The sequence below is a fragment of the Methylobacterium sp. Leaf93 genome, from assembly GCF_001422345.1.
In the GTDB taxonomy this organism is placed as follows: Bacteria; Pseudomonadota; Alphaproteobacteria; order Rhizobiales; family Beijerinckiaceae; genus Methylobacterium; species Methylobacterium bullatum.
Window position 1 is genome coordinate 188,516 of the sequence record NZ_LMMS01000031.1, and the last position, 6,341, is coordinate 194,856.

Genomic DNA, 6,341 nt, shown 5'->3' on the forward strand with positions numbered 1-6,341 from the left:
GCAGACAGGCCAGCACGAGGAGGCAGGCCGCCAGACCGACAACGGCCCGTCTAGCGGACATCGACGGCAGCCAGGGCGAGATCGTCGGCCTTCCTTTTCGCCTCCGGAGCGAGGCTCGCATCCCGCAGGGCGGGCGTGAACGCCGCGATGGCGGCGGTGGCGGCGAGGCACAGGCCGCCCCCCGCCGCCATGGCGATCCGCGCCGAGGCGAGATGGGCCGTGGTCCCCGCCTGCATGCCGCCGAGCGCCGGGCCGATCGTCTCCTCCAGCACCCACAGGCTCGAGACCCGGCCGAGCATCGCGTCCGGCGTCGCGCGCTGGATCAGGGCCGCGCGCAGGATGCCGGCGAGGCTCGCGGCCGCGCCTAGGGTGGCAAGGCAGAGGAGAGCGGGGACCATGCCGTCGCTGAAGCCCAGCGCGATGCAGGCACAGGCCCAGACAGCGACGCAGGCCACGAGCCAGCGCCCGGCGAAGGGGCTCGCGCCGGCCCGGCCCGAGGCCAGGGCGCCGAAGAGCGCGCCGACCGAAGGGGCGGCATAGAGCAGGCCGATGCTGTCGGGCCCTCCGCCGAGCCCGTGCGTCGCGAGTTCGGGCAGCAGCACGTAGGGCACCGCGAAGACCAGCGCGACGAGGTCGACGAGGAGCAGGCTCAGCACCAGGGGCGAGCGGGCGATGTAGCGCAGGCCCCCCATGAAGCCGGCCTCGTCGGCGGCAAGCACGGGAAGGGGCGCCGCGGCGGAGGAGCCGGCGATCGGCGGCAAGGGGGGCAGGAACCCGAGCACGATCGGTGTGATGCCGGAGATCAGCGCGACAACGCCGTAGCACGCGACGAGCCCCGCGCCGGCGGTGATCGCCCCGGCGAGGAACGGCCCGGCAATGGCCCCCGCCTGCGCCGCGACCGCCGTGAGTGCGGCAGCGCCCGACAGGTGCTCGCGCCCGACGAGCGCTGGGGTGGCGGCCATGATCGCCGGCATGCCGAAACCGAAGGTCGAGCCGCCGACCACGGCCGCCGCGTAGATCGGCCAGACCATCGGGGCCGCGAGGGCGGCGTTGGCCATGAGGATCAGGATGGTAAGGAGATGCGCCGTGCGCGACCAGACCATGACCGCGCGGCGGTCGTAGCTGTCGGCGAGCCAGCCGCCCACGATGAGCGCCAGCGCCATCGAGCCGGCCACGGCCGCGTTGAGGAAGGCCACCTGCAGCGACGACGAGGTGAGCGCGTACATCTGCAGGCTCACGGCGACGCCGAGCACCCCGAAGGCGAGGAACGAGGCGGCCCGCGCCGCATAGAGCAGCTGGAACCCGCGGCTCGCCCGCAGGGGAGACAGGTCGAGCATCATGGAAACATGCCGCCCCGGATGACACTCTTTGATAGGACTCTCCTGGCGCTCAAGCTTCAATCCTCGTCCTTGGCGTCTTCGTCGGCGCCGCGCCGCCAATAGGCCACGGCGAGATGCTGGTCACGGGTGAGGCCACAGGTCTTGCGCCAATGCGTCCGCAGGGCCTTGAACGCATCGAATTCCGAGCCGGCCCAGGCGAAGACCGTGCGATCCTGCGGGAACGGGATCGCCCGGACCGCATCCGCCAGGAGCGTGGTCGTGCCGGGCGGCGCGCCGTTGCGGTGGAGCCAGCGCAGCTCCACCCCGTCCGGCCGGTCGAGCGCCTGCTCGTCGGCCGGCCCGTCGACCTCGATCACCGCGACCCCGCCGACATGGCGGGGCAGCCGCCCGAGGATGCGACCGATGGCCGGCAGGCCGGTCTCGTCGGCGGCGAGACAATACCACTCCGCCGCGCCGGCGCTGCGGCCCCCGGGGCCGAGCAGGCCGACCACGTCCCCGGCCTTGGCGCGCTTCGCGAAGGACGCGCCGGGGCCGGCGTCGTGATGCATGACGAAGTCGATGTCGATCTCCCCCGCAGCCACGTCGATACGGCGGATTGTGTAGGTGCGCATGGAGGGCGCGCCCTCCCCCTGCGGCCAGACCGGGATGCCGTCGATCCCCGGCACGGGCCATTGCGGCGCGTGGCCCTCAGGCGGAATGATGACGTGCACATGCATGTCGAACGCGTCGTAGCGCGCCAGATCCGTGCCGACGAAGGTGATCCGGCGCATATGCGGCGTGAGATCGACCACGCGGCGCACATGCACCTCGCGCAGGCTCGGGATCGTCTCGTCGGCACAGCCGTCGCCGGTCCAGACGATGGATGCGTCCGTGGCGCCGGGAAGCTCCTGGAGATGCGAGGCGAGCATGAACTTGACGACGGCGAGGGAGGTCTCGTCGGTCGCCTCCGCCTTCAGGGCGAGCAGGCCTTCGGCGGCGACGAGGGTGCCGGTGCCGACATCGAACTCGACCCGCCCGCGTCCCGGCTCGTGGAGCACCGGGATATCGTGTTCGAGGAAATGCTCGCACAGGTCCGCGATGTATCGCCCGGCATCGGCGAGGCGCACCTGGGCTTCGGAAGCCATGGCTGTCACGGGGTTTTCTCCACGATGGCGGGACGGCGCGAAGTCTGGCCGCGGATCGGCCGGTGGCTGTAAACGAGGAAGGACGGACATACAACGCAGAACAAGGCGACCGACTTCATCGCAACGCACCGGATCGATTATTTGTAATTGATAGAAAAACGACCATCATCGAGAATGCTTTCCGCGCTTTTATCGCCGTGTCTTCACAACCCGGCAACGAACCGATTCGACTTCGTGATCGCGACACCCGTAGCAGGCAGGCTAAAAAATTTATCCATCGCCAGCACATGCATGAACATTCTCTGGATAAAGAGACATTCGATCCATCTTTTTATCGTTACACTTTTAAAAACAAAATATCGACCGATAGAATGTCGACAAAACTGGGCGACCCCCCATATCAGTACTCGACCGACACCTGACTCCGGCGGGGAACAGGACGCGTCAGGCCTTGCCGCCGTCGAACCGAAACGGGAGAATGCATGAGGGATGTCGATTTTCGCGAGATGCTCGATGCCCATTGCCTGATGCAGGCGGGCTGCTACGTCTCGGACATCGAAACCGCGCCGGATGGCGGGCGCTACCTCTGGTCGAACGCGATTCCGGAGCCGGGTTTCAACGTCGGCGTCGAGACCACCGACCTCGCCTGGGTCCGCGCGACCTCCGCGCGGCGCGGCCGGCTCCCGGCCCTCCTCGTCACCGAGGGCGGGGACGCGCTCGGCGCCCATCCGGACCTGCAAGGCGCCTTCCCGACCCGCTGGATGCTGGGCGATTGCCGGGACGTGCAGGCGCCGGTCATGCCCGAGGGGCTGAGCCTCGCGACGGAGGAGACGGCGGCTCCCGGCGAGGGCTACCTTTCGGTCTGCGCCGGCCTCTACGACGACGCGGGCGTGAACGCGATCGCCGAGGCAGTCTTCCTGCCGGTGCTGCGCGACGCCCGGCCCGTCGAGGGGGTCGAGACGCGCCACCTCACCGTGAGCGCGGATGGCGTTCCGGTGGCCTGTGCCTCGGTCTACCGGGCGGGCCGCCTTGCCGGGCTCTACAATGTGGGCAGCCTCGCGACGCGGCGCGGGCACGGCCTCGGTGCCCTGGTCACGCGGGCGGCGATGGCGAGCGCCCGACAGGCCGGCGCGGAGACGGTGATGCTGCAATGCGTGGCCGGCGGCCATGTGGAACGGCTCTATGCCGGCCTCGGCTTCACCGTGGCGGCGAGCCCGACGCTGATGGTGTTCTCGCATGGCGACGCGTTCGCAGGATGACGCGATAGCGGTCTCGCCCCTCACAGCGAGGCCGCGAAACTGTCGTGGAACATCGTGGAATCCACGATCTCGCGGTGGGTGACGTCGGGGATCACGGTCACCTGTTCCACACGGTTGGAGTAGCGGCCCCAATCCACGTGGTTCAGGCCGCGCTCCACCGACTTGCCGGCGAGCCAGACCCGGATCGGACAATCGAACCTGTCCGCCCAGTAGCGGCGATAGAGCAGCGTGTTGTCGACGAAGGTCCAGAGTTCGTATTCCTTGCTGCCGACGCCCGGCCCGTCGAGGGGCAGCGGATCGGGGGCGGCCGCCACATAGGCGAGGAACTGCTCGTGGAGTTCCGGATCCATGCGCCGGAACAGATCCTCCCAGTCGGCACGCATCGGCGAGCGCTCCAGCCAGGACGCGACGTTCTCCTGAAGGCGGCGGCGCTGCTCCGGCGTCAGCACCGGCAGGGCGCCGACGGCGAAGCTCACATCGATGTCGCAGACGTCGAGCATGCCGACGAAGCCGAGGTCGATGCGCGAGCCCAGCATCCGCGCCGCCTCGTAGGCGAGGACGCCGCCCCAGGACCAGCCGAGCATCGTGCAGGGACGCCCGGCGCTCTCCCTCTCGATGATCTCCGCGTAGCGCGCGGCGATGTCCTCCACCGAGACTACGCTCTTGCGCGCGTCGGTCAGCGAGTAGCAGACGAAGCCGGTGACCGGCTGGTCCGGCCCGAGGCGGCGGACCAGGGGCGCATATTCCCGGGTGTTCACCATCAGGCCGGGGAAGCAGTAGAGCATCGGCCGGTCGCCCGTCGCCCGCAGGCGCACCACCTGCGCGGTGCCGACGGCGTCGGCGGTGAGCGCGGCGGCCAGGGTCTCGACGCTCTGATTGTTGAAGATGTCGGCGATGGTCGGGCTGCGCTCCGGGAACGCCGCGCCCAGCGCCGTAAGGACGCGCAGGGCGGTGAGCGAGTTCGCGCCGGCCTCGAAGAAGTTCTGGTCGGGCGGGATGGCGGGGAGGCCGAGCGCCTTGGCCCAGATCTCGGCCACCACCGTCTCGGTGGTGGTGAGCGGGCGCGAGGGGCCGCTCACGGCCTCGGCCAGCGGCGCGGGTTCCGGCAGGGCCGCCCGGTCGAGCTTGCCGTTGGGCGTCAGCGGCAACCGCTCCAACCCCACGATCCGGCTCGGCACCATGTAGTCCGGCAGGCGCCGGGCGAGGTCCGCCCGGAGTGCGCTCGCGTCGAGGACCGCACCCGGTGCCGCCACAGCATAGGCCACCAGCATCGGCCCCGCCGGGCCCTGACGCAGACCCGCCGCCGCGCCCGCCACGGTCTCCTGAGCCAGCAACGCCGCTTCGACCTCGCCGAGTTCGATCCGGAACCCGCGCAGCTTCACCTGCGCGTCCGCCCGGCCGAGATACTCCACCGTTCCGTCCGCCCGCCAGCGCGCGAGATCCCCCGTGCGGTACAGCCGGCCGCCGTCCCGACCCGACAGGTCCGGGAACGGGTCGGGGATGAACCGGTCCGCCGTCTGCCCGGCCCGGCCGAGATAGCCCCGCGCCAGACCGTCGCCGCCCAGATGCANTCCCGACCCGACAGGTCCGGGAACGGGTCGGGGATGAACCGGTCCGCCGTCTGCCCGGCCCGGCCGAGATAGCCCCGCGCCAGACCGTCGCCGCCCAGATGCAGCTCCCCGGTCACCCCCACCGGCACCGGCTGCAACGCCGCGTCGAGGATGTAGGCCCGCCGGTCCCCCACCGCCCGGCCGATCGGCGCATAGGCCCCCTCCACCGCGTCCCCGGCCCGCGCCCGCCAGACCAGCGGCGAGATCACCGTCTCGGTGGGGCCGTAGCCGTTGATCAGCAGCGTCGGATCGAGCGCCCGGCCGATGAGCGCGAAGCTCTCCCGCGACAGGGCCTCGGGGCGAGATCACCGTCTCGGTGGGGCCGTAGCCGTTGATCAGCAGCGTCGGATCGAGCGCCCGGCCGATGAGCGCGAAGCTCTCCCGCGACAGGGCCTCGCCGCCGAATGCGTAGGAGCGCCGGCTCGGGCGCGGGCCGCTGGCGGCCTCCAGCGCCAGCTGATGCATGTAGGCGGTGGGAAAGCCCGCATGGGTGACGCCGTGCCGCTCCATGGCATCGAGCGCCTCGCGCGGGGTCCACAGCCCGTCGGGCTTGAGCACGACGCAGCCGCCGAAGGCCAGCGGCACCATCCAGCGCTCCTGCGCCCCGTCGAAGCTCATCGACAGGACGTGGAGTTCGCGGGTCTGCCGGTTCGTGCCGTAGACGGCCCCCGTGGCGCGGACATGCATCGCCAGCGGCCCGTGCGCCACGGCGACGCCTTTGGGGGTCCCCGTCGAGCCCGACGTGTAGATCACGTAGGCGAGTTGCTTCGGATGGGCCGTGCGGGACGGCGCGGTCTCGGGCTCGGASGMGAGGTCGAGGCGAGAGGGGTCCAGGGTCGCGCCCTCCCGCATCCCGGCCTCTCCCATCCCGGCCTCTTGCGCCAGCCCGTCGAGGGCCGGACCCTGCACCAGCAACAGGCGGGCGCCGGCATCGCGCAGGAGCGCGGCAAGACGCGCCCTCGGCTGGGTCGGGTCGAGGGGCAGAAAGGCGCCCCCGGCCCGCAGGAT

General features: G+C 70.9%; 5 protein-coding genes and 2 pseudogenes. 2 read left to right on the top strand and 5 right to left on the bottom strand.

What is annotated here, in order from left to right:
- Window positions 1-50: 50 nt before the first annotated feature.
- Together ASF26_RS21695 and ASF26_RS21700 are read right to left on the bottom strand one after the other, a co-directional pair.
- A complete protein-coding gene (locus ASF26_RS21695; protein ID WP_056259258.1) occupies window positions 51-1,340 on the bottom strand; it encodes an MFS transporter in 1,290 nt (429 codons plus the stop codon).
- Between the two features lie 56 nt (window positions 1,341-1,396).
- Window positions 1,397-2,464: a siderophore-interacting protein gene (locus ASF26_RS21700; RefSeq protein WP_056259261.1), complete on the bottom strand. Its 1,068-nt coding sequence runs from the start codon at window positions 2,462-2,464 to the stop codon at window positions 1,397-1,399.
- 62 nt (window positions 2,465-2,526) lie between these two features.
- On the opposite strand from ASF26_RS21700, the gene ASF26_RS22905 reads away from it, so the two are divergent.
- Window positions 2,527-2,886, top strand: coding sequence for a hypothetical protein (locus tag ASF26_RS22905; protein WP_156463090.1), 360 nt, complete (start codon window positions 2,527-2,529; stop codon window positions 2,884-2,886).
- A gap of 60 nt (window positions 2,887-2,946) precedes the next feature.
- Window positions 2,947-3,723 (top strand): GNAT family N-acetyltransferase, encoded by a 777-nt coding sequence (locus ASF26_RS21705; protein ID WP_056259266.1) that lies wholly within the window; start codon window positions 2,947-2,949, stop codon window positions 3,721-3,723.
- A gap of 20 nt (window positions 3,724-3,743) precedes the next feature.
- Here ASF26_RS21705 and ASF26_RS21710 read toward each other — a convergent pair whose 3' ends face one another.
- The 3 genes and pseudogenes from ASF26_RS21710 to ASF26_RS23605 all read right to left on the bottom strand — a co-directional run.
- Complete coding sequence (locus ASF26_RS21710; protein ID WP_348271106.1) at window positions 3,744-5,135, bottom strand: alpha/beta fold hydrolase; 1,392 nt, start codon at window positions 5,133-5,135, stop codon at window positions 3,744-3,746.
- A 159-nt stretch (window positions 5,136-5,294) separates the two neighbouring features.
- Window positions 5,295-5,542 (bottom strand): annotated as a pseudogene (locus tag ASF26_RS23600) (AMP-binding protein); the annotation flags it as partial.
- A 154-nt stretch (window positions 5,543-5,696) separates the two neighbouring features.
- A pseudogene (locus ASF26_RS23605) lies at window positions 5,697-6,341 on the bottom strand (AMP-binding protein); the annotation flags it as partial.

Bases quoted from the DNA above. Each gene is read 5' to 3' on its own strand.
- ASF26_RS21695 (WP_056259258.1), bottom strand. From the start codon at position 1,340: ATGATGCTCGACCTGTCTCCCCTGCGGGCGAGCCGCGGGTTCCAGCTG.
- ASF26_RS21700 (WP_056259261.1), bottom strand. From the start codon at position 2,464: ATGGCTTCCGAAGCCCAGGTGCGCCTCGCCGATGCCGGGCGATACATC.
- ASF26_RS21705 (WP_056259266.1), top strand. From the start codon at position 2,947: ATGAGGGATGTCGATTTTCGCGAGATGCTCGATGCCCATTGCCTGATG.